Raw genomic sequence first — 22,295 nt, forward strand, 5'->3', positions numbered from 1 at the left:
CACGACCAAAGGTCCTCCTCGCGCCATTAGCTCAATTGGCAGAGCAGCTGACTCTTAATCAGCGGGTTGGGGGTTCGATTCCCTCATGGCGCACTTTTCCCGGCCTAGGGCCGGGATATTTTTTTATCTACACTGGATTGATTTTGTGGCTTCACTAGAAAAACAACTCTCTGAGCTCGTGCAGAAAAGCCCTCTTTCGGGCAAATGTGCCGCCGAAGCACTGCGCTTGCTGCTCGCCCTCGCCAATGCCCCTGCCCCTCTTGTAGAAATAGCCGGACCATGTTGCCCCACCCCGGAACTTGTGAATTGGCTCGGCATCTCTAGGCAGGGCATACACAAGGGTGCCAAGGAGCACAGAATAGTTGCAATCCAGCTAGGACGCACCTGGTACTACCCGACTTGGCAGATGCGCCCCGACCGCGCCCTGGACAAAAATGTCGCCAAAGTGCAGGCAGTTCTGCGCGAAAAGATGGGACCTATCGAGGCGGCACAGTGGTGGGTTAGTGGCGATGAGGCACCTTGCAAAGCCATCTTTAATGGTCAAGCAGAGGGCGTCTTAGCTCGCGCCAGAGCGGCCCTTTCAAAAGGGGAGCCCCAGGTACAAGCCTAGAGCCCCAGTTCCTTGCGCAAACGGCCCACGTGCCCTTTTGCGCGCACGTTGTACATCGCCACTTTCACCTTCTGATCCTTGCCTACCACCACGGTTGAGCGAATGACTCCGCGGACCACTTTGCCGTAATTTTTCTTTTCTCCAAAAGCTCCAAACTTCTTCATTACTTCTTTGTCTGGGTCGGAGGCTAGCGGGAAAGAAAGTGATTGTTTTTCGGCAAATTTGTCGAGGGCGGAGATTTTGTCTGGGCTTACGCCTACAACTTCGTATCCAGCGCCTTGCAGGGAGGCGAGAGAGTCGCGAAAATCGCAAGCTTCCGTGGTGCAGCCTGGGGTGTTAGCTCGCGGGTAGAAATACACGATCACCCCATTTTCGGAGTTTTCGAGTTCAGTTTTCAGTTGGAACGTTTCCCCACCAGCGCACTCTAATGTGAAATCGGGGGCCAGTTGGCCTACTTCTAGTCGCATGGTTTTCCTTTCTGAAAAGCGACGGTGGCTCCCCACCAGGGGCCGCCGAGCTTTGCTAACGGAGCAAGTTTAGCGGGGTCTACTAGACCGTCACGAGCAAGTATTTCTTCAGCTATGTGTATAGCTTGAACAGTCCCAAAAGTCAGCACTGCTCCCCCAACCTGGTAGGTGCCATGCACCGTACATTCCATACTCGCTCGGACTCCCTCCAAAATTGGCGCATTCACCGCCTGCCCCGGCTGCCAGCTGAGTCCTAGCTGAAGTGCCTCTGAAACGTCGGGGGGAAGTTCCTTAGAACTTTGCGATACCAGCTCTTTTTGGTCTGTACTAGCAAAGTTGACGGCAAAAGCGCCCTCGCGCAGAGCATTGTGGTAGGTGTCCTTCGGCCTACGCGAACTAAACTGCACGATTAGCGGCTCTGTAGAGGCCACCGAAAAGAGCGCGTAAGGAGCTAAATTTACCCCCTCGGCCTGGTTGTACGTCGATATCCAGGCTATTGGACGAGGGACAACTAGCGACATAGACAACCTGTAGAAGTCTTTCGCCGTACACTGACTTGCCTCAAAAGTTCTATACACATCTACCTTCCTACCGAGGCCAAGTTTACCTTCCAGGGCGCAAAACGGCCCGAAGACAAACTCAAGGATTTACGAAAGAGATAGAAACACTCTTCAGTCAAGAACTAACGAATCGCCTTACCAGATATACGGCCTCTGAAGTGCGGGCTAGAAGCGCGCTATGGAGGACTTTTGTGTCACGCACTGTGTCACGCTGTTAACCATTTTTGTATTATTGCTGGTCAGAGCGTTATTTTTGGTGCGCGCGGGGGGACTTGAACCCCCACGTCGTAAGACACTGGAACCTAAATCCAGCGCGTCTGCCAATTCCGCCACGCGCGCAAGACCTAGATAACCATACCAGCGCTATGGCCCTGGAACCAAAATACAGGCAATGGTTATCGCCACATTCTTAGGCAACATTCCTCTGCTGCCTGCGAGCCTTCACAATTGTGGCTTCGGCTACTACCTGACTGCCCCGGTAAACAACTAGCGACTGCCCCGGTGCTACAGCCCGCACAGCCTCTTCGAGCTCTGCCACAAATCCGCCCTCACAACGAGAAATTGTTGCTGGAACCTGAAGCCCGTGGGCGCGGAACTGGATCTTTGCTCCGGGCCCGTATACCTGCTCTGCCATGGATACAACATCGGTACATTCGATCTGATCTACCGACAGCAATTCCGCTGGGCCCACCACAACCTGGTTTGACTTGGGGCGAGTTTCTAACACGTAGCGAGGGCGGCCGTCCTCAGCAGGAACGGTGAGGCCCAATCCCTTGCGCTGACCCACCGTGTAACCGTAGTAGCCTCGGTGACTGCCCAGTACTTTGCCCTCGGAATCTACTATTTGCCCTTCCTTTTCACCTAGCTTAGAAGCCAAAAAATTTCTAGTGTTTCCATCTGGGATGAAACAAATATCGTATGAGTCAGGTTTGTTAGCCATAATCAGCCCCCGCTCGGAAGCCTCGGCGCGCACTAGCGCCTTCGACGGCACGTCACCCAGCGGGAACATAACGTGGTCGAGTGCCTCCCGGCCCATAACAGCTAGCACGTAGGACTGATCCTTTTCCTCGCACTTGGCCCTATGCAGTTCAGGGCCTTGGGCCCCTTGCACCAGACGAGCATAGTGGCCGGTACACACAGCGTCGAAGCCGAGGGCAATACCGCGCTCTAGCAGTTCACGGAACTTCACAAACTCGTTGCAGCGCACACACGGGTTCGGCGTACGTCCGGCCCGGTATTCGGAAACAAAATCGCTCACTACCGTTTCTTCGAAGTCCTCGGCCAAATCCCAAATATAGAAAGGAATGGACAATTTTGCGGCCGCACGACGCGCATCGTCGGCATCCTCAATAGTGCAACAGCCGCGAGAGCCGCAGCGCGTGGCTTGGGAAGACGCAGAAAGAGCCATGTGCACAGCAGTTACCTCGTGGCCTGCCTCCACGGCACGCGCACAGGCAACCGCCGAATCGACCCCACCAGAAAGTGCAGCAAGTACCTTCATTTACGTCCTTCCAACCTTCGCGCTACTTGCACTGCCTTAGGAAAGGCAGCAATAAATGCAGCCACATCCGCCTCAGAAGTGTTCCACCCCAGTGAAACCCTGAGCGACGAGCTCGCCTCGACCTCACTGCGGCCCATCGCCTGCAATACGGAAGATGGCCTGGCCACTCCAGCTTTGCAGGCTGAACCAGCACTGACGCATATTTTGCTCTGGTCAAATCCGAAGAGCAACCCCTCTGAGGTGCATCCCTCACAAGTGAAATTGATGATTTCACTCACGCCCTCCGCAGTAACTTCAACCCCTGGAATTTGGGCAGCAGAGCGCAGGATCTGCTCGCGAAATGCTGTGTTCCGCCGCTCTTCTTCAGTACGGCACGCAACAGTTTCCTCAAGCGCCTTCGCGAACCCCATTGCCCCTACCACATTTTGTGTCCCAGAACGGATATCGCGTTCTTGACCGCCCCCCTTGCGATCCGTGTCGAGGGGAAGGCCCTTGCGCAAAAGGAGTGCTCCAATGCCGGCCGGCCCCCCGAGCTTGTGCGAAGCTACGGACATCGCGTCTAACCCGCTAGCAGCAAAGTCGAGCGGCAACCTCCCGGCGGCCTGGATAGCATCGGCATGGAAGAGCGGTTTTTCCGGCAACGACTCTAGCACCTGCGCCAAATCTGCTAGAGGCTGAATCGCACCATTCTCGTTATTTACCGCCATCACCGAAACAAGAGTGGGCATGGCATTGGTCAACAGGGTTTCCGCTCTTGCCACGTCCACTACCCCGTCAGACTTCACCGGCAAAATAACCAAGTCACAACCGAGCTTGTTAGCGACATCCGCGGCGTTCTTAGCAACCGCCTCGTGCTCTACCGAACTAATTGCAATCGGGCCTTTGCCTGCCAAGCCGCGTATCGCCAAGGCATCAGCCTCAGTTCCCCCGCCGGTGAAAATCACCTCCGCCGGCTCAGCCCCTAAGTACTTCCCGATCCGTTCGCGGGCATCCTCCAGCAATTCCTTGGCTGCTCTACCCGCCACATGCAAGGCATTGGGGTTCGCAATTAGCGGCCTCGCGTAAGCCTGCACCAGCACCTCGTGCACACCTGGCCGCAGCGGTGCCGTTGCCGCGTAGTCCAAATAGACTTCGTGCATCAGCGCAGATCTTCCAGAGCCTGGGGAACAATCTGGTTCATGTCACCCACTACCCCAAAATCACACATTTCAAAAATCGGCGCATCCGGGTCGTCACAAACTGCAACCACAGTTCCCGCCCCTTGGATCCCACAGGTGTGATGCACCGCCCCCGACACTCCGAGCCCGATGTACAAGGACGGAGCGATAGTCTCGCCTGTCTGTCCAATCTGAATGGCTCGGTCTACCCAACCTTCGTCAGCTGCTACGCGAGTGGCCCCAACCGCCCCGCCCAGAGCATCCGCAAGTTGGTTCACCAAGGAAAAATCGCCGTTCGTCCCGCGCCCGCCACAGACCACGACTGAAGCCTCGGTCAGCGAGGGACCTTCGCCCTCGCGCGCGTCCGAAGACACGACCCGCACTGCCGTAGAAGCCTCGCGGAAGTTCACTTCCACGTCGATGCGCTTAGCCTCCGCGGGCACCTCCACAGGCTCAGCTTCGAATGCCGACGGGCGCAGCGCGATCACCGGAGTACCGCGGCGCACCGCAAAGATAGTTTCCCAAGCGCCCGCCAGCACAGACTTGCCAGCTACCAATTTCCCTTCGCGAACGCTGAGGCGGGTTACATCGACAGCTGAACCTGCATCCATCAAAGTAGCTAGGTGAGACGCAACTTCGCGGCCGCGATAGTTTGACACAGTAAGTAGCGCTGCGGCCTCGGGAAGCTCGTTTATGCAGGCCGTCGCAGCATCGGCAACAACCCCAGCAACTCGGGGGCTACGCCCACCCAAATCCGGAACAAAGACATAGTCTGCGCCGTAAGCTGCAAGCCTATCGAGTTGCGGGGAAGGATTCAGAGCAACCGCGTATATCTGCCCGTCAGTCAGCTTGCGAGCCGCGGTAAGCAACTGCTCCGAAGGCGGAGTGAGCACGTACCCATTTTCTAAGTCGCCCACATGGTCGACAACTACAAGGATTGGATCTTCAAACTTCTTCAACTTACTACTCCTGCCCGCCGAAACCGGCCTCAATGAGGAACTTGGCCAACTGGTGCCCGCCCTCGCCCGCATCTGTAACAATCTGCCCCGCAGCCTTGGCGGGAGCCTGGCGCGCACGCAAAACGTTCGTACCTGCCCCAGCTATGCCGGTCCGATCGTCGCCTTCAAGCCCCAAGTCTGCAAGCTGCCAAACCTCTACCGGCTTCTTACGAGCTGCAGCCATGTCTGCAAAGTTGGGGAAACGCGGTTCATTTACCTGGTCAGTAACTGAAACTACCGCGGGCAGAGCAGCCTCCAGCACGTCCACAAAGCCGTCGGCCACCTTGCGGATACGCACGCTGGAATCACCTATTTCGATCTCCTGTGCCAAAGTCAGCGACGGCAGCTTCAGCTGGGTGGCCAGCGCGCCCGGCAGCATAGAGGTCATCCCGTCGAGCGAAGCCATACCAGTAAGCACCAAATCCACGCCGCCAATCTTTTCAATAGCACTGGCAAGCACCTCGGCGGTTGCCAGCGCATCCGAACCTGCCAGCGCCTCGTCAGTAATGCGAATACCAGAATCGGCCCCAAGAGTGAGCGCCCGCACAATCGCGTCCTCGGCGTCGGCAGGGCCCATGGTCAGTGCTATTACCTCGCCCCCAAACTTCTCGACGGCCGACACGCCCGCCTCGATGGCGTTTTCGTCCAGTTCGTTTAGTACGTCATCCTCGCCCCGAACCAAAACGCCGTTTTCTAGCCTGCGGTCTGATTCCACGTCAGGCACATGTTTTACGCATACGACAATCTTCATGCCTCCAGCGTGCCACAAACCAAGCCCCAATGACGATATGACTTAAGCAATTAGCCGATAACGAAATAACCTTCCAGTTCGCCTCTTAGCAGACTAGAAGAACCCAAACTGTGGCAAATCAAGCCCTCCTTATTGACTTTGCACGCCCCGCTTATATGAGAACATGCAGTAATGAGTAGCAACACTACAGCCGCGCCGACTTCCCCCCTGGCCCTTCCCGCCGTTAGCAATCCGCCCGCCCTCGGGGTAACCCCGGTGTCAAACGGCGTTGACATTGCCGTCGTTGCTCCCCATGCCAGCGCTGTGGAATTTTGTACTTTCGCCTCCTACGATCCAAATGCGGCTGAAACCAGGCTGCGTTTGCACGGCCCCCACGAGGGAGTATTTTCAGGCCACGTTGCGGGCATCGGCCCGGGCACCGCCTACGGATTTCGCGCCTGGGGGCCCTGGGAACCCGAAAAGGCCATGGTGTACAACCCAAACAAACTTTTGCTCGATCCGTATGCCAAAGCCATTACCGGGAAAATTGAGCTGAATTCTGCGGTTCATGCCCACCAAACCGATGCGGAACTTTACCCCCTCCAACCGCTGCGCCCGAACCCAGAAAATTCTGCCCCCTACACAGTGCGCGGCGTCATCACCGGTCCGTCATTTGAAGTGGCTGCACGTCCAGCCACCAAGTGGGAAGATACCGTAATCTACGAAGCGCACGTGCGCGGGCTCACTGAAAATCTTCCCGGTGTACCGGCACATCTGCGCGGCACCTACGCGGGCCTCGCCCACCCAGCCACTATCGGTTACTTAAAAAAACTCGGGATTACGGCCTTGGAGCTGCTACCGATCAATGCAAAATTCGACGAACCATTCTTAGCCGAGCGTGGCTTGACGAACTATTGGGGATATTCTCCCCTGTCCTATTTCGCCCCTGAGCCCTCTCTAGCGACCGCGGCTTCGCGAGAAGCAGGCCCAGGTGCAGTTGTTGACGAAGTACGGGGCATGATCTCGATACTTCACGAGGCGGGTATAGAGGTCATTTTGGATGTGGTCTACAACCACACTTGCGAAGGAGGCCTGGGGGGCCAGTCCCTTTCGCTGCGCGGCCTTGACGAGGCCGAGTACTACCTTTTCGAGCATGGGGACAAGTTCTCGGACGTCACAGGATGCGGAAATTCGTTAGATGCTTCCTCCAGCCGCGTTCAACAACTGATTTTAGATTCTCTGCGCTACTGGGTGAGTCAGATGGGGGTGGATGGTTTTCGTTTTGACCTGGCGGTGACAATCGGCCGTTTTGGCCCCCATTTTAGCCCTACGCATCCAATTTTGGCGGCGCTTGCTACCGACCCAGTCTTGGCAGGAATCAAGATGATTGCCGAACCGTGGGACGTCGGTTACGGCGGGTGGCAAACGGGAAACTTTTTGCGTCCCTTCTCCACCTGGAACGACCGTTTTCGCGACTGCGTGCGCACATTCTGGGTTGCCGATGCCGGGGCCCAGGCGTCACGAACCTCCCGCGGTAGCGCACCTCACGACCTAGCAACCCGCCTGTCCGGTTCTGCCGACCTCTACTATCGCGACAACCCAGCCCAGAATCTAGGTACGCGCGCTTCGGTCAACTTCATTTGTGCCCACGACGGCTTCACTCTGGCGGATTTAGTTTCTTTCAACCAAAAGCACAACGAGGCAAACCTCGAAGAAAATCGCGACGGTACCGAGAATAATTTGTCGTGGAATCACGGGTTGGAAGCCCCCATCTCACTACCTACAGCAGATATTCGCGCCAGTTCAAATGGCGGCTCCCAAGTCATCGCTTTAATGGAAGATCGCCTCAAAACAATGCGCAACTTGCTGGGCACTCTTTTCGTTTCGGCAGGGACTCCCATGTTGGTCGCCGGAGACGAGTTTGGCAGGACCCAAAAAGGAAACAACAACGCCTACTGTCAAGACAACGAAATATCGTGGCTGAACTGGGATTTAGCCTCTTGGCAGCAAGAACTCCAAGAGACAGTAACCCACCTCATTTCTTTGCGCAAAAGGTACCCTGCTATGCGCCCCGCAAGTTTCCTCACGGGCAGTAATTTAGAAGGCGACCCCATCGCCGATCTGGCCTGGTACGACCACCAGGCCCTGGCAATGACAGAACACACCTGGCATGACCCTGCTGGCAGGGCCTTTCAAATGCTGCGCTCTGGGCGCCCCTACAACAGCAACGACGTGTTGGTGTGTTTCAACGGTTTAGACCAGGACATAACCTTCACGCTACCTAACGGCAGAGGCAGCTTCTGGCGCCTGATGTGGGATTCTACGGTTTCCAAGCCACGTTCGCTGGTAGACCTAGACAACGAGGTTCCCGAGGTCGAGTCGCCCTCTGCGAAGACAGTACTTGCAAGCCTTTCAATGCAGATATATATTTCGCGCTAAAGTGGAGCCATGACAAACGCAGAAGACCTACTCGAAACTTCTACTGACGAGGCCTCGCTAGCGCATTCGCTAAAGCGTTCGGCACAAATAGATAAAGCCATCGACGAAGACCCCTCGCGTTTTCGCGTTTTGACCGGTGACCGCCCCACCGGGCACTTGCACTTGGGACACTACTTCGGCACCTTGCAAAACCGCGTGAAATTGCAAAACCGCGGTGTCGAGACCTGGGTGCTGATCGCCGACTACCAGGTAATCACTGACCGCGACGGAGTGGGACCGTTGAAGGAACGGGTTATGTCTTTGCTTACCGACTACATTGCTGCGGGCATCGATCCCGAAAAGTCGGTAATTTTCAACCACTCGCAGGTTCCTGCTCTAAACCAGCTACTTCTGCCCTTCTTGTCGCTTGTGACCGAATCTGAACTGCATCGCAACCCCACTGTAAAAGCTGAACTTGAAGCCACTAACGGGCGCGCCATGTCGGGGTTGATGCTCACTTATCCGGTACACCAGGCCGCCGATATTCTGTTCTGCAAGGCGAACGTTGTGCCGGTTGGGAAGGACCAGCTTCCCCACCTGGAACAGACCCGGCAGATTGCCAACCGCTTCGACAAACGCTATGGCAGGGCAACTAAAGAGCATCCCGTCTTCCCCCGTCCAGATGCTTTGCTTTCCGACGTTCCCCTCCTGCTCGGTCTCGACGGGACCAAGATGTCCAAGTCGCGTGGCAACACCATTGAGCTGCGCATGAGTGCTGACGAAACCGCAAAACGCATCAAGAAGGCAAAAACGGATGCAGATAGGCATATAACCTACGATCCGCAAAATCGTCCAGAGGTGGCCAATTTGCTGCTTTTAGCCTCACTTGCCAGTGGGCAAAGCCCGCAAGAGCTTGCCAACCAGATCGGAGACGGAGGTGGGGGCACACTAAAGAAAGTCGTCACCGAGTCGCTCAACGAATTCCTGGCCCCCCTGCGTGCGAAACGAGCAGAACTCGAAAAGGACCCGGCCTACCTACTCGAAATATTGCGCCGCGGCAACGAGCGGGCAAACGAGGTCGCCAATGCCACCTTGGCCGAGGTGCGCAAGGCAATGCAGATGGACTATTAGGCCTGCCAGCCCAAGGTCGGCACTGCTTTTCTGTCAGCTTTTGCGTTTTGGCTTGGGGCAGTAGAACCTGCGCTAGATCCCGCAAAGATGCTCGCTTTTCAATAGACTATGTAGACGAGCTATTTTGAAAGGCGAGACCATGTCTGAGCGACTAATTCCAGATTCTTCTGCCCCCCGTCCTCAGGTAACTAAGAAAAAGTTAAAAAATCCCAAAGGCGGTCAAATAGCCCGAATTCCGGTCACCGAGATTTTCCCCTCCTTAGAAGACGGGCTTTGGCCTGCCAAGGCGGTTGAGGGCGAGTCTTTCCCCGTGCGTGCAACCGTATTCCGCGAGGGACACGACCAATATGCGGCCGAGGCAGTATTGCTTCGCCCGGGCGGGGCCGAGGCCATGCGCGTGCGGATGGTAGACATTGCTCCCGGGCTCGACCGATACGAAGCCTGGCTGCGCCCAGACGCTGTTGGCGACTGGACTTTTCACATCGAAACCTGGGCTGACCCGTACGCCACCTGGTCGCACGACGCTTCTATAAAAGTGGCGGCGGGAATCGACACCGATCTGATGCTCGAAGAGGGAGCCCGCCTGCTAGAGCGGGCCATAGCGGGCAAGGCATTTGGCAATCCCACTCAGAAACCGCTAAATGAGGCGAACGCCAAATCTGTAGCAGAGGCAATAGAGGCACTTCGCGACACATCAGCTCCTGCCCAAACTCGCTTGTCAGCCGGGTTGCATTCGCGAATTCGCCACATAATGCGCAAATATCCGCTGCGCGATCTGGCGGGCAGATCCAGGTCCTACCCGCTGCAGGTCGACCGCGAGCGCGCCCTCGTCGGAGCCTGGTACGAGATTTTTCCCCGCTCCATTGGAGCAAGCTTTGACGGCGAGCAGTGGCATTCAGGCACGCTACGCTCGGCTGCGAAGATTCTGGATAGGGTGGCCGATCTAGGCTTTGACGTTATTTACATAACTCCAATTCATCCCATTGGCACTGCGTTCCGCAAGGGCAAAAACAATTCTCTAACTGCCCTGCCGTCCGATCCGGGATCGCCCTATGCCATCGGCAGTGACCAGGGCGGTCATGGCTCCATTCATCCGGATCTGGGCACCATGGAAGATTTTGACTATTTCGTGAAGAGGGCGAAGGAAGTCGGCCTCGAAGTAGCGATGGATTTCGCTCTGCAGGCCAGCCCTGACCACCCCTGGGTGCGCGAGCACCCCGAATGGTTTTCTACCCGGGCTGACGGGTCTATTGCCTATGCCGAGAATCCGCCCAAAAAGTATCAGGACATATACCCACTGAACTTTGACAATGATCCGCAGGGCATATACCAGGCCGTCTACGAGGTAGCCGAGAAGTGGATAGAGCACGGGGTCAGTATCTTTAGGGTCGACAATCCCCACACAAAACCGTTGGCATTTTGGCAGAGGTTTTTAGCGCAGATGCACGCCGAGCACCCCGAGGTAATTTTCTTGGCGGAAGCTTTCACCCGTCCAGCTATGATGCGCACTCTGGGCGGCATCGGTTTCCACCAGTCCTACACCTACTTTGCTTGGCGAACCACGAAAGAGGAATTGCAATCTTATTTTGAGGAACTGGCAAACGAGACCGCCCACATTTTGCGCCCCACATTTTGGCCTACCACTCACGATATTTTGACCCCGCAGATGTGGACGGGCGGTGCCGCGATTTACGCCATCCGGGCGGTACTGGCTGCGACCGGTTCGCCCTCCTATGGCATATATTCGGGCTACGAATGTCTTGAAAACGTGCCGCGACCGGGATACGAAGAAAATAACGACAACGAAAAGTACGAGTACAAGAACCGCGATTTTGAGGGTGCAGAGGCACTTGGAATTGCGCCGCTGCTGCGCCAGCTCAATAGAATCCGCAGGGCACATCCGGCGTTGACACGGCTGCGCAATATCAAGTTCCACACCACTTCGAGCCCGAATCTGCTCGCGTTTTCTAAGCACGTTGGCGCCGAAGAGTCGCCAACGGGCGAGGCCGACACAGTCTTGGTGGTGGTTAACCTAGATCCACATAATTCGACCCAGGGCATGGTAGACGTGAATGTACCTGCTTTGGGATTAGCGCTGCCACCTGCCGAGGGCGACCGTCCGGTGATGCGCGTCCGCGACGAGTTGGACGGACGTACCTACGAGTGGGGTAGCAGAAACTTCGTCGATCTGTGGCCTGAAGGCAAAGTCGCTCATATCTTCAGCGTGGAGGCACTGTGAATCTTCCCGAACCGTTAGATCCAGAACCTGTACGCCCGCTCGCCGAGGACACTAATTGGCACCGCAACGCCGTTTTTTACGAGGTGTTGCTAGGTTCTTATGCCGACTCCAACGCCGACGGGATCGGTGATTTTCAGGGTCTGCGCTCTAGGCTCGGTTATCTTTCGTGGCTAGGGATCGATTGTTTGTGGATTCCCCCGTTCTATCCCTCTCCGGGGCTCGACGGCGGCTACGACATTTCCGACTACACGGGTATCGACCCCAAATACGGTACCCTCGAAGACTTTGAGGCACTGCTCGAAGATGCCCACGCCCTCGGAATTCGCATTGTGATCGATATGGTCATGAATCATACCTCCTCTAAGCACCCGTGGTTTGAAGCCTCTAGAAGCGACCCCCAGGGCTTCTATGGGGACTACTACGTGTGGCGGGACGAGCCTGACGAGTATTTGGATGCTCGCATCATCTTTGTAGACACGGAGCATTCGAATTGGACTTATGACGAAGTACGCGGGCAATACTACTGGCACCGCTTCTTTTCCCATCAGCCCGACTTGAATTTCGAGAATCCCCACGTCCGCGAATCGATGCGCGAGGTTGTTCGGTACTGGTGTGCAATGGGAGTAGATGGGATTCGTCTAGACGCCATCCCCTACCTGTACGAAGAGGACGGCACAAATTGTGAGAACCTACCCGAAACGCACGAGTTTATTGCCGACCTCCGCCAGATGATCGACGAAGAATTTCCGGGCGTAATTATGATTGCCGAAGCAAACCAGCCGCCCGAGCAGGTGGTGGACTATTTCGGCACCGATTCCAACCCGGAATGTCACATTTGTTTTCACTTCCCCATCATGCCGCGCCTCTTTGCAGCTATGCAGCAAGAGACGTCCAAAGGGGTAGAGCAAATTTTGGCCCAGCTGCCTCCGCTTCCCTCCGGGGGGCAGTGGGGTACGTTCCTGCGCAACCACGACGAATTAACGCTCGAGATGGTCACTGACCAAGAACGCCAGGCAATGTACGGTTGGTATGCTCCGCAGGACCGTATGAGGGCGAATGTAGGCATTCGACGCAGGCTCGCCTCTTTGCTGGGGTCTTCCCGAAGGCGAATTGAATTAGCCCACGCTTTACTCTTGGCGCTACCTGGATCGCCTTTCCTGTACTACGGCGACGAGATTGCGATGGGCGACAATATCTGGTTGCAGGACCGCGACGGGGTACGCACCCCCATGCAGTGGGATGCTTCCGAAGGGGCGGGTTTTTCTGAAGCTGACCCCAAAACTTTCAGGTTGCCTTTGATTGACACTCCTGCCTGGGATTATCGGGCCGTCAACGTCGAGGAGGCCTGGGGCAGGCCCACTTCGCTCCTAAATTGGCTGCGGCGCACTCTTGCCATCCGCAAGGCATACCCTGCGTTTGGGTTGGGCCAGATGACTTTGGTCCACACCTCTGACGAGGCCGTATTGGCCTTCACCAGGCGCGACGAAGCTGACACTATTTTGTGCGTGTACAACCTTGCTTCTGCCCCTCGAGCGGTAAATCTGTGGCTGCCCGGCATGGCCGGGTGGTCCACGGTAGACATGTATGCTGGCAATCCCTTCCCTAAGGTCGATACCAACGACGAACTCACGTTAACTTTGGGCAGGCACACTTTCTACTGGCTGCGGCTAAAACAGGAGCAGGGAAATGACTGAACCGGTATCTTTAGCTGACTGGGCTTCCGCCAAGCGCTGGTTTCCGGGCCGCCTGAAGGGCCTGGAACCACAGCCACATGTTCTTTCCGAAGGGCCTGGGTGGTGGCTGGTTGCGCTAGATTATGGCGGGGTTACCCTACAAGTTCCACTCGTTGAGGGAGCCGAAGCCACCTTTGCGGGCCACGGAGTATCCGACGGCTGTGCTTCGCCCATATTTTTGCGAGGCTGGCTAGCGCGCATGGCAAAGGCAGGTGGGCTTAGCCCTACTGATCCGACCCTTGCCGACCAGCTTTACACCGATTGGTTAGACGGTATTCAGAGGGCTAGCGCCCTCGGCGGGGAACAGTCCAATACCTCGGTGCTGATTCCCGCGCGAAGGTGGCCGGCAGTGGTGAAGTTTTTCCGAGTGCTCTCCCCCGGTAGTCAACCTGAGGTCGCCCTCCCCCTGGCGTTGTCCAAGGCGGGCTTTGTGGGGGTGCCGCACGTGCGTGCTCTTTCGCAGGTGGTTCGCCGTGGCGAGGTCTACACGAGCTCGGTCGCGACCGCTCTGGTGCCGGATGCCAAAGACGGTTTCCAGATGTTTACAGAGGCTGCCCGGGTGGGGGCGGATTTGTCCGAGGCAGCTTGTGCCTTGGGCGCTTCCACCGGTCAGATGCATCAACTGCTGGCGGAAGCTTTCGGGGAGGCCACGCAGCAAATCGACCTGCCTGCTCGGCTACGTTCTTCCTACGCCAGCGCGGCACGCGCCCTACCAGAGCTTGCCAATTTAGACGAGCTGCTCGCAGAGTTTGCGCCACTTGTAGCTAAAGTGCAGCGGGTACACGGCGATTTTCATCTGGGTCAAACTCTCTATAACCAGCAGGGTTTTTCCATTATCGATTTCGAGGGCGAGCCGCTCCGCCCTCTGAGCCAGAGAAACCTTCCCGACATGCCCGAACGCGATGTTGCCGGCATGTTGCGCTCATTTGCATACGCCGCCAGTATGGCAAGCGCCCCCAGTGGCTGGCTTGAACTGCACCGGCAGGCCTTTCTTTACGGATACAGGTCAAACCATTCCCTTGTGCGTGAGGTATTGCGCGCCCTCGAGATTGACAAAGCCTTGTATGAGGTCGCCTATGAGGCGCAACACCGACCTTCCTGGGTGCATGTTCCCTTGGAAGGATTAAAACGCCTGCTTCTAAGGTAACTTCGCCCTCCAAAATGTACATTTTGCGCGCCCTCTCGTGTAAGGCTTAACACATGAACGCAAAACCTGTCTTCGTAGATCCGCAAACCCTCTCGGACGTGGCCCACGCCCGCTTCCATTCTCCGCACGCGGTCTTGGGGGCCCATCTGGGCGAAGGGGGCGTAACTATTAGGACTGTGCGCCATTTGGCCGATGCCGTCGAGGTGGTAACAGCAGACGGCACGTTCCCAGCCACCCACGAACAAGACGGCGTATGGGTGGCGTTCCTCGAGCGCGAGGACATTCCAGACTATCGACTGCGGGTTACTTACGGGGACCATTCCTCGACAGTCGACGACCCGTATAGGTTTATGCCTACTCTGGGCGATCTAGATCTTCACCTCATTGGCGAGGGGCGTCATGAGCGCCTCTGGGAGGTCTTAGGGGCTCACGTGCGTACCTACCAAGGCGATTTGGGGCAGGTACAGGGCGTGTCCTTCGCAGTTTGGGCCCCGAATGCGCGGGCAGTGCGCGTAGTTGGGGATTTCAACTTTTGGGATGGGTCCGGTTCCGCTATGCGTTCGCTGGGATCTTCGGGCATTTGGGAGTTGTTCATTCCGGGGGTAGAGGTGGGGGCCCGCTACAAATTCGAAATCTGCGGCCCGCAAGGCGACTGGTTCCAGAAGGCGGACCCCATGGCTAGAGCCACTGAGGTACCCCCAGCTACGGCTTCTGTGGTAACTGACCAGTTCCATGTTTGGGGCGACGGGGATTGGATGGAATACCGCTACCGTCACGACCCGCATTCTTCGCCGATGTCGGTGTACGAGGTTCACCTGGGATCTTGGATGCAGGGGCTGCAATACCGTGAGCTCGCCGATCATCTGGTAGAGCACGTGACCAAACTGGGCTTTACTCACGTCGAATTTATGCCGGTTGCCGAGCATCCGTTTGGGGGTTCTTGGGGATACCAGCAAACCTCCTATTATGCCCCTACCGCCCGCTTTGGCACCCCCGACGACTTTCGGTATCTAGTAGACAAACTTCATCAGGCAGGTCTCGGGGTTCTACTCGACTGGGTTCCTGCACATTTCCCTAAAGATGAGTGGGCTCTTGCAAACTTCGACGGCACTAAGTTGTACGAGGATCCCGATCCGCTGCGGGGTGAGCACCCAGACTGGGGTACCCTAGTCTTCAACTACGGCCGGCGCGAGGTACGCAATTTCCTGGTCGCTAACGCTTTGTACTGGCTTAGCGAGTTCCATATTGACGGTCTCAGAGTCGACGCGGTGGCTTCCATGCTCTACTTGGACTATTCGCGCCAGGAGGGCGCCTGGAGGCCAAATATCTACGGCGGTCGCGAGAACTTGGAGGCGATCTCGTTTCTACAGGAGGCCAACGCTACCGCCTACAAGAACAATCCTGGAATCGTGATGATTGCCGAGGAATCCACTGCCTGGCCGGGGGTGACAGCCCCCACCGATGCCGGCGGGCTCGGTTTTGGTCTCAAGTGGAATATGGGGTGGATGAACGACACTTTGCGCTACCTGGCCGAAGATCCCATCAACCGGCGCTTCCACCACGGAGAGCTAACCTTTTCGCTGGTATACGCATTTTCCGAGAACTACGTGCTGCCGCTCTCCCACGATGAAGTTGTCCACGGCAAAGGTTCTTTGTGGAACAAGATGCCTGGCGACAACTGGCGCAAGGCAGCAGGGCTGCGGGCACTTTACGCCTACCAGTGGTCCCATCCTGGCAAGCAGCTAATTTTCATGGGTGATGAATTTGGCCAAGAACGCGAATGGGATGCCGATGCCTCCATTGATTGGTGGCTCGGCGACGATTCCTTGCACGGCGGGATAGCCAAGTTGATTGCCGATCTGAATGATCTCTACAAAGGTGAGGCAGCACTGGCAAACGATACCCACGCCGGTTTTGAGTGGATTGAGGCCGCCGATGCTGACCTCAACACCATCTCGTATATCCGCAAGGGCCAAGACAAAGATGGGAGCTGGAAATTCCTTATTTGCCTAGTCAACTTTGCCGGAAATCCACACGAGGGATACCGGGTAGGGGTTCCTTTCGCCGGCCGGTACGAAGAAGTGATAAACACCGATTCTAAGGCTTACGGCGGCAGCGGAGTAACCAATCTAGGCGAGGTCGTAGCCGAACCTATACCGTGGATGGGCCGCCCCTACTCCATCGAGTTGCGCGTCCCCCCACTTGGAGCCCTATTGCTGCGCCCAACCCAGCTTTAGAATATTTTGCCCGCGCAGGTATTTCCTGGCGCGGGCAAAATCTTTAAAACAAGATCGCAGACATTTGTCGGCGAGCCTCGCTCACCGCGCTAGTATCGGATGCCACCTTAAAAAGTTCCACTAGCCGTGCACGCGCATTTTCACGCTGATCCGGGTCTTTCATGGCGGCAAGTAGCACGTCGAAGGCAGCCTTCTCGTTTCGCTGGGACACGAACCGATCTGCCAAGACTAGCGGATCAGAATCAGAGGCGTCCTCTTCTTGCTTCAGACGTAGCTGCAACTGCACCCCAGCCAGCTGCGTCTTCAGATCCTTATCTGCGGGGTGATTAGTAGCTTCCTTGGCAAGGAGCTTTTCTGCGCGTTCCAGGTCGCCCTCGTCTAGGGCAGCGTCAATTTCCTGCTGTGCTGGGGAAACTGGTTTGGGTTCTGCTGCGGCTGAGGCATTCACCGTGCCCGTGACACCTTGCTGGCGGGCAGCCTGCACTAGCTGCTTCATCAGCTCGGTAAGCTTGTCCTTTGGTTGCGCTCCCTGGAACAACGGCATTGGCCGCCCGCCCAGCAATGCGAATACCGCAGGCACCGATTGCACCTGGAACGCCCCGGCCACCCTGGGGGCCGTATCAGTAGAAGCCTTGGCAAGCTGGAATGCTCCAGACATCTGCCGAGCGATGTCCTCTAGGTCGGCCGTAACCTGCTTGGAGGCGTCGGACCAGTCAGCCCAGAAGCTAACTACAATCAGCACTTGCTGCGATAGTTTTAGGCTTTCTTGTAGATTCTGCTCAGTGAGTTCAACAATCAGACCCGGGCCGACTGCCGGAGCGGTTTTGTCTCCACCGGTTTTTTCACCTAGCTGAACTGCACCGTACTGATCTGCCATTATCTGTCTCCTGCCTGCGGGGCAGCTCCGTCGTCGCGAGTTGCAGCAACAATCGCGGAGTCTGCGCCAATCGCTTGAATCTTGTCCTTAGAGCCTTTGGGGGGAACTACGAACAAAGCCATCACAGAGGTAGTCCAGTTAGCTGCTCCCGGCACTTTGCCTTCCCCTCCCAACAGGTCCGCAACGCGTCCTTCAAACTTTATGCTGCCACGCGCCTTGGTAACTTTCACATCGGTCTGCTGTTTTAAGCTAAGCGCTACAAGCGCTCCCCCATTAGGTAGCGAGACTGCCATGGGCTCAACCTCGGGAGCAGCGGAAAGAGAGACGTTTGCCTGCCCGTTCTCGCCAATCTGATGACGTAGCTCTTCTAAATCTTTTCGCACAGCCGCAGCGTACGGGTCGGCTTCGTACTTCTTTGCAGCACCGTCCTTCGGGTTTACTACCACCTTGGAATACTCCCCCGCCAAGTCCTTCGGCGCAATAGCCAGGTCCTTGGTGTCGGTAGGCAATAGCACACTACCCTTATTAGCTCCCATGGTTTCGGGTACTGTTACGCCGGGGAAGAGCCTAACCCACGAATAGAGCTTGTAATTGGCACGGGCGTCTTCTTGGCGCAGTAAGAATATAGCGGCGGATTTTTCATTAATTGCCTGGTCTAGAACCGCCCGCGGCCATTCCTTCGACTTAGACACTGTAATCGCGGAGGGGGCCATATCTAGGGCGGGTGGGGCCCCGTTCTTAGAAGCATCGTATTGGGCAGAGCGCACATTCAATGCGGTGCCATACACCCTTTGGGCCAAGAGTTTCTTGTCTTTCTTTTGGTCTGCCTTGGCGAGCGTTTCTTGTACCTTCGCCACCACGTTTCGCACCTGGGTGGCATTTAGAGCGGGCGCATCTACTTCCTTTGGAGCCGAAACGGACGGCGGACTCGAGGGCGAGCAAGCACTGGCAGAGAGTACCAACATCCCCACCAGCGTTGTTGTCAGGAGCGTCTTACGCATTATTTTTGCTCCTTCTTAGTTTCTTTGAGTTTCGTTAGGTCCACCTTTGTGGAGCCGGCGGGAAAGTGGTTAGCCAGATCTACCACCGGCACGCCCTCGGCTTGAGCTTTAGCGTCAGAATCTGAGTCCAATGCCAAAGCTGGCGAGGAACCAGCTCTAGCTTCCGACTTGCTCCCACCAGCAGCTACTTCGTCTTTGTCCTCGCCCGATTCCTCGGCCGCAGGCCCCTCTTTCACCACCGGGATCAACCCGGTAGGGAACGAGACCCCGTCTACCACAATCTCGGATTCTCCGCGCTCGCGGGCCTGGCGCAACGCCTTCCGGCCGGGAGCTTCAATCTTTCTGGAACCGACGTTAATAGAGACAGTATCGGTTTCGGGTTCGCCTTTGCTACGCCCGGAACGCTTCAAATAGGCTCGATGGGTGCCCCACGCCGCCAGGGCCGCCAGTAGAAGAACGACTATGCCTGCTATAACTAATGGCCAAAGCCACGGGGTGGAAACCGTTCTGTGCCAGGCCAACTGCACCGTGGCCGGACCTTCGGCAGAGTAGATCAACCCGGAGAATGAGCCCTCCTTGTTTTGCCACTTCAGATGGGCAGAACCTGCGGCCGAATCGCTTTGCAGCCACATGTCGGACTGGGTGGGGTCGGGCAGCTCTTCGGATTTGCCCGCCACCTCTTTAGTATCCAGCTTAGTAAAGGTCTTGAGCCCGTTTATCTGAGTGTGGCTAGCCTGGCCTACCCACCCATTTACGTCGCGGGCTCGCCCTACCATTATTGCTACGTTCCCCTTGCCCTTGACTTTAATGTCTACGTCTTTAGCGATTAGCTCTAGCACGCCCGGGCGGGTGACACCGAGTCTCTGCACCGTGGTGGTGGCAGTAACTGTAGGGCTGGGCTTCCATATAGTGGCGCTGGCAATGCCGGCAAGGAGTAAGCATAGACCTATGACGCCCAAAATGAGCGCGATAATGTTCCGGCGAAGAATTGCTAGCACGGTTCCCCTCTTTCAGCACCAGTTCGGCACATTTGACATTGTTACGTTTAAGAATACGTTCTTTTGCTCGACACGTACGACTATCCCCACCTTTTAGCAGAAATAGGCCATCCGCGGTCCAAATTAGAGGCATACGTGGGCGGAGTCGCAGGGACAACGAAATTGCCAAATGTTGCAAGTGGCGAAACTGTTGGACCGCGGCTCAGCCCCACCTGCGGGATTGCCAGGCAGCTTATCCGGATATTGCTACCGCTGTTCGTCGCAAACAAAACTGTGCAGCCAAACGCCAAAGTCCCAAATTCTCGGCGTGGAACTTGGTTGCAAATAGAAAATAGTGCGACAATAGGAACGATTTTTGTAACGATGCCCCCGGGCGCTTACGCGCGGCACGCGCGAGGAGGAACACGTGGAAGAGCAGACTGATTTTCCAATTGTTATGCGCGGCTATGACCGCGTGCAAGTGGATACGCAGTTACAGAACCTGAACGCAGAACTATCCGAGCTCCGTGAACGGCTCGCAGCAGCGGAGGCCCGCAGCGAAGATCTGTCAGAACAGCTCTCCGACGCCAAAGCGCAGGTGCGCGACATTGACCGCGGTTCCTATGAAGGCGTGGGGGCTCGCATCGAACAATTGCTGCGTTCAGCTGAAGAACAGTCAACCGCCATCGTGGGCAAAGCGAACGCCGATGCTGAGGCGCTACTGCAGAAAACCCGCGACAATACCTCCCGCATGACCCAGCGCGCCGAAGCAGAAGCCGCCGGCATGCTTTCTGAGGCGCGCCGCGAAGCAGAAGAACGCACCACTCGTGCGGCTACCGAGGCCGAGACCGTACTCACCAATGCCCAACACCGTGCTGACGAGCTGGTCGCCGCCGCCGAACGCGAAGCCTCTTCTTTGCGTGCCGAGGTCAACACCGAGGTTGCTGACCTGCGGGCCACCACCCAGCGCGAAACCGAATTGCAGCGCGCTCAAGCCGAGAAAGACTACGTGGAAATGCGGGTCAAGGCTGAACAGGAATCCTCGCAAATGCGCAACGATGCCTCTACCGAGGCCCAGTCGCTACGCGATTCAGCTCTCTCGGAAACCAACCAGGCCCGCGAAGCAGCAAAACTCGAGGCTGAACGTCTACTCACGGATGCCAAAAACGAGGCGGATGCGGTGCTGCGGGAGGCACGTGTAGAAGCTGAAAATCTGCGCAACCAGATCGAACAGAACCGCCAGGAGGCGGAAACGGAAATTGCTCAAGCCCGTGCCGAGGCGAAAGAGGCCGACGCTGCCGCCCACCAGCAGGCCTACGACGAGACCGCCAAGATGGTTGCTGCTGCTAAGGCACAGGTTGCCGAAGCCGAGAAGCATTTGGGCGATACTCTGCAGCGTGCTGAGCGTCTCCTTACCGACACCGACGCTGTAGTACGTCGCCGCCAGGAAGAGGCGCGTCGTTCTGCCGAGTCGATCATAGCCTCAGCCGAAGCCGAGGCTGAGCAACTGCGCGAGTCCGCTCGCGTCGAAGCCCAGTCGGAACGGGCTTCTGCTCAGCGCACGGTCGAAAAACTCACTCAGCAGCGCAATTCGGTTGCTGCCTACCTCGAGGAACTGCGAGGCCTCCTAACTACCGAAACGGCTTCCGCCCTCGAAGGCATTACCCCGATGCAGTCCAAACCACTCGCGTTAGACGAGGGCGAGGCTAGCTCGGCGGATCTTCCGTCAGCCCAGCAAACTGAAGACTAGCGGAACACGTGCTCATATAAGTCGCCCAGGTGGCGCGCCACTATTGAAGGAGCTTCAATTGGTACGAGGTGGCCGCACCTGGGCACCTCTATGACCTGGGTCTGTAGCGCCTTAGCCATGGCTTCGGCCTGGTCGGCGCTGGTAACGGGATCTTCTACCCCGCGCACAACGATTCCGTCTATATTTGCACGCGCTAGTACATGCAAACGGCCCGGCCGCCCTGCCATGGCCCGTTGGCACCACGCTACGGCTTCGGCAGGAGCCTCCGCGGCCCACGAACGCAAGATCTGCACAAGTTCGTCGTCCTTTTGCGAGGACGCCCCCAGCAGCTTCTTAGTTCCTTCGGCTCGCTCCGGCATGTCAGAGCCCGCCAGAGCTCGCACAGCTGCTTCGGTACGCCCAGCCCGCGCCTGAGCGCTGTCGGGGCCCGCATGAGTTCCTATCAGACCTATAGCTGCCACCAACTTCGGGTAGCGTTCCGCCATGGTCAAGGCGGTGTATCCCCCCATAGAGCACCCTGCCACCAGGATGCGCCTGATGCCCCGCCCGGCCAATTTGTCTGCCACGGAAGAGGCATACGCCTCCAGCGAAGGCGTTACAGGAACCGCCTCGCCAGCAAAGCCGGGCGGATCCACTGTCACAACGGGCAATCCCTCGAGCTGAGAGGCGACAGCCTCCCATAGCCTAGAATCAAACGGAAAGGCAGGCAGCAATACTATTGCTGTATCCGAACCGGGGCCGTACGTGTGAATAGTGCTCATG

Annotated in this window: 18 protein-coding genes and 2 tRNA genes; 9 read left to right on the plus strand and 11 right to left on the minus strand. The window is 56.9% G+C overall.

The window, feature by feature from the left end; genetic code table 11:
* Positions 1–20: 20 nt before the first annotated feature.
* A tRNA-Lys gene (locus G437_RS0101745) sits at positions 21–93 on the plus strand.
* 52 nt (positions 94–145) lie between these two features.
* A complete protein-coding gene (locus G437_RS11295) occupies positions 146–610 on the plus strand; it encodes a MerR family transcriptional regulator (protein ID WP_060797940.1) in 465 nt (154 codons plus the stop codon).
* On the opposite strand, the gene G437_RS0101750 is transcribed toward G437_RS11295, so the two are convergent.
* From G437_RS0101750 to G437_RS0101780, 7 genes are all read right to left on the minus strand, one after another.
* Positions 607–1,077, minus strand: a complete 471-nt coding sequence (locus G437_RS0101750; RefSeq protein ID WP_024330881.1) for a peroxiredoxin — start codon at positions 1,075–1,077, stop codon at positions 607–609. The genes G437_RS11295 and G437_RS0101750 overlap by 4 nt on opposite strands.
* The gene (locus G437_RS0101755; RefSeq protein WP_024330882.1) at positions 1,068–1,655 is read right to left on the minus strand and encodes a flavin reductase family protein; all 588 of its coding nucleotides are present in this window, start codon (positions 1,653–1,655) and stop codon (positions 1,068–1,070) included. Before G437_RS0101755 ends, G437_RS0101750 begins: the two co-directional genes overlap by 10 nt.
* A gap of 236 nt (positions 1,656–1,891) precedes the next feature.
* Positions 1,892–1,976: transfer RNA gene (locus G437_RS0101760), tRNA-Leu, on the minus strand.
* 70 nt (positions 1,977–2,046) lie between these two features.
* Positions 2,047–3,138 (minus strand): tRNA 2-thiouridine(34) synthase MnmA, encoded by a 1,092-nt coding sequence (gene mnmA, locus G437_RS0101765; RefSeq protein ID WP_024330883.1) that lies wholly within the window; start codon positions 3,136–3,138, stop codon positions 2,047–2,049.
* Complete coding sequence (locus G437_RS0101770) at positions 3,135–4,277, minus strand: cysteine desulfurase family protein (protein WP_024330884.1); 1,143 nt, start codon at positions 4,275–4,277, stop codon at positions 3,135–3,137. The genes mnmA and G437_RS0101770 overlap by 4 nt, the downstream gene beginning before the upstream one ends.
* On the minus strand, positions 4,277–5,254 hold the full coding sequence (locus G437_RS0101775; protein WP_024330885.1) for an electron transfer flavoprotein subunit alpha/FixB family protein: 978 nt from the start codon (positions 5,252–5,254) through the stop codon (positions 4,277–4,279). Before G437_RS0101775 ends, G437_RS0101770 begins: the two co-directional genes overlap by 1 nt.
* Before the next feature lie 4 nt (positions 5,255–5,258).
* Positions 5,259–6,044 carry an electron transfer flavoprotein subunit beta/FixA family protein gene (locus G437_RS0101780; protein ID WP_024330886.1) on the minus strand — a complete coding sequence of 262 codons (786 nt, stop codon included), beginning with the start codon at positions 6,042–6,044 and terminating at the stop codon, positions 5,259–5,261.
* 171 nt (positions 6,045–6,215) lie between these two features.
* Here G437_RS0101780 and glgX point away from each other — a divergent pair, with 171 nt between their 5' ends.
* From glgX to glgB, 6 genes are all read left to right on the plus strand, one after another.
* Positions 6,216–8,462 (plus strand): glycogen debranching protein GlgX, encoded by a 2,247-nt coding sequence (gene glgX / locus G437_RS0101785; protein ID WP_024330887.1) that lies wholly within the window; start codon positions 6,216–6,218, stop codon positions 8,460–8,462.
* Positions 8,463–8,471: 9 nt separating this feature from the next.
* Positions 8,472–9,572, plus strand: coding sequence for a tryptophan--tRNA ligase (trpS, locus tag G437_RS0101790; protein WP_024330888.1), 1,101 nt, complete (start codon positions 8,472–8,474; stop codon positions 9,570–9,572).
* Between the two features lie 139 nt (positions 9,573–9,711).
* Positions 9,712–11,811 carry a maltotransferase domain-containing protein gene (locus tag G437_RS0101795; RefSeq protein WP_024330889.1) on the plus strand — a complete coding sequence of 700 codons (2,100 nt, stop codon included), beginning with the start codon at positions 9,712–9,714 and terminating at the stop codon, positions 11,809–11,811.
* Positions 11,808–13,505, plus strand: a complete 1,698-nt coding sequence (treS, locus tag G437_RS0101800; RefSeq protein ID WP_024330890.1) for a maltose alpha-D-glucosyltransferase — start codon at positions 11,808–11,810, stop codon at positions 13,503–13,505. Before G437_RS0101795 ends, treS begins: the two co-directional genes overlap by 4 nt.
* Positions 13,498–14,691, plus strand: coding sequence for a phosphotransferase (locus tag G437_RS0101805; protein WP_024330891.1), 1,194 nt, complete (start codon positions 13,498–13,500; stop codon positions 14,689–14,691). Before treS ends, G437_RS0101805 begins: the two co-directional genes overlap by 8 nt.
* A gap of 53 nt (positions 14,692–14,744) precedes the next feature.
* Positions 14,745–16,928, plus strand: a complete 2,184-nt coding sequence (glgB, locus tag G437_RS0101810; RefSeq protein ID WP_024330892.1) for a 1,4-alpha-glucan branching protein GlgB — start codon at positions 14,745–14,747, stop codon at positions 16,926–16,928.
* A gap of 43 nt (positions 16,929–16,971) precedes the next feature.
* On the opposite strand, the gene G437_RS0101815 is transcribed toward glgB, so the two are convergent.
* The 3 genes from G437_RS0101815 to G437_RS0101825 are packed head-to-tail and all read right to left on the minus strand — an operon-like array spanning position 16,972 to position 19,804.
* A complete protein-coding gene (locus G437_RS0101815; RefSeq protein ID WP_024330893.1) occupies positions 16,972–17,805 on the minus strand; it encodes a tetratricopeptide repeat protein in 834 nt (277 codons plus the stop codon).
* The gene (locus G437_RS0101820) at positions 17,805–18,806 is read right to left on the minus strand and encodes a DUF8094 domain-containing protein (RefSeq protein ID WP_024330894.1); all 1,002 of its coding nucleotides are present in this window, start codon (positions 18,804–18,806) and stop codon (positions 17,805–17,807) included. The genes G437_RS0101815 and G437_RS0101820 overlap by 1 nt, the downstream gene beginning before the upstream one ends.
* Complete coding sequence (locus G437_RS0101825; RefSeq protein ID WP_024330895.1) at positions 18,806–19,804, minus strand: hypothetical protein; 999 nt, start codon at positions 19,802–19,804, stop codon at positions 18,806–18,808. Before G437_RS0101825 ends, G437_RS0101820 begins: the two co-directional genes overlap by 1 nt.
* 436 nt (positions 19,805–20,240) lie before the next feature.
* On the opposite strand from G437_RS0101825, the gene G437_RS0101830 reads away from it, so the two are divergent.
* Complete coding sequence (locus G437_RS0101830; protein ID WP_034490160.1) at positions 20,241–21,533, plus strand: coiled-coil domain-containing protein; 1,293 nt, start codon at positions 20,241–20,243, stop codon at positions 21,531–21,533.
* Here G437_RS0101830 and G437_RS0101835 read toward each other — a convergent pair.
* Complete coding sequence (locus tag G437_RS0101835; RefSeq protein WP_024330897.1) at positions 21,530–22,294, minus strand: alpha/beta fold hydrolase; 765 nt, start codon at positions 22,292–22,294, stop codon at positions 21,530–21,532. The two genes, G437_RS0101830 and G437_RS0101835, sit on opposite strands and share 4 nt — an antisense overlap.
* Between the last annotated feature and the right edge of the window lies 1 nt (position 22,295).

Source organism: Winkia neuii subsp. neuii DSM 8576, assembly GCF_000420405.1.
Taxonomy (GTDB): Bacteria; Actinomycetota; Actinomycetes; order Actinomycetales; family Actinomycetaceae; genus Winkia; species Winkia neuii.

What these genes read in the sequence shown, in the direction of transcription:
- G437_RS0101750 (WP_024330881.1), bottom strand. Translation starts at nt 1,077, where the DNA reads ATGCGACTAGAAGTAGGCCAACTGGCCCCCGATTTCACATTAGAGTGC.
- mnmA (WP_024330883.1), bottom strand. Translation starts at nt 3,138, where the DNA reads ATGAAGGTACTTGCTGCACTTTCTGGTGGGGTCGATTCGGCGGTTGCC.
- G437_RS0101770 (WP_024330884.1), bottom strand. Translation starts at nt 4,277, where the DNA reads ATGCACGAAGTCTATTTGGACTACGCGGCAACGGCACCGCTGCGGCCA.
- G437_RS0101780 (WP_024330886.1), bottom strand. Translation starts at nt 6,044, where the DNA reads ATGAAGATTGTCGTATGCGTAAAACATGTGCCTGACGTGGAATCAGAC.
- glgX (WP_024330887.1), top strand. Translation starts at nt 6,216, where the DNA reads ATGAGTAGCAACACTACAGCCGCGCCGACTTCCCCCCTGGCCCTTCCC.
- trpS (WP_024330888.1), top strand. Translation starts at nt 8,472, where the DNA reads ATGACAAACGCAGAAGACCTACTCGAAACTTCTACTGACGAGGCCTCG.
- G437_RS0101795 (WP_024330889.1), top strand. Translation starts at nt 9,712, where the DNA reads ATGTCTGAGCGACTAATTCCAGATTCTTCTGCCCCCCGTCCTCAGGTA.
- G437_RS0101805 (WP_024330891.1), top strand. Translation starts at nt 13,498, where the DNA reads ATGACTGAACCGGTATCTTTAGCTGACTGGGCTTCCGCCAAGCGCTGG.
- glgB (WP_024330892.1), top strand. Translation starts at nt 14,745, where the DNA reads ATGAACGCAAAACCTGTCTTCGTAGATCCGCAAACCCTCTCGGACGTG.
- G437_RS0101815 (WP_024330893.1), bottom strand. Translation starts at nt 17,805, where the DNA reads ATGGCAGATCAGTACGGTGCAGTTCAGCTAGGTGAAAAAACCGGTGGA.
- G437_RS0101820 (WP_024330894.1), bottom strand. Translation starts at nt 18,806, where the DNA reads ATGCGTAAGACGCTCCTGACAACAACGCTGGTGGGGATGTTGGTACTC.
- G437_RS0101830 (WP_034490160.1), top strand. Translation starts at nt 20,241, where the DNA reads ATGCGCGGCTATGACCGCGTGCAAGTGGATACGCAGTTACAGAACCTG.
- G437_RS0101835 (WP_024330897.1), bottom strand. Translation starts at nt 22,294, where the DNA reads ATGAGCACTATTCACACGTACGGCCCCGGTTCGGATACAGCAATAGTA.